A 234-nucleotide genomic window follows, 5' to 3' on the forward strand; every position below is an offset into this window, starting at 1 on the left:
CCTGTTCGCCACGGCCATCGGTCTCATCGTCGCGATCCCGGCCGTGAGGGCGGACAACAAGCTCATCAACGATGTCAGTCGGATCCAGTCCAGCTTCATCTCCAGCATCGGCAGTCTCGGCAATCGCCTCGCCCGAGACCGGGCCGTGCATGGCCGTGCCGCTGCCGAGTGATCACTGCCACCGGACCGAGATACGCTCCTGCGTCGTGCGAGCGCCAATCCTTGACAGCAACC

Annotated in this window: 1 pseudogene; it reads left to right on the forward strand. The window is 64.5% G+C overall.

Annotated elements, in window-relative coordinates:
- A pseudogene (locus AC0IY1_RS25645) lies at positions 1-172 on the forward strand (MotA/TolQ/ExbB proton channel family protein); the annotation flags it as partial.
- Positions 173-234: the final 62 nt, after the last annotated feature.

Source organism: Methylobacterium sp. AC690 (genome assembly GCF_979256535.1).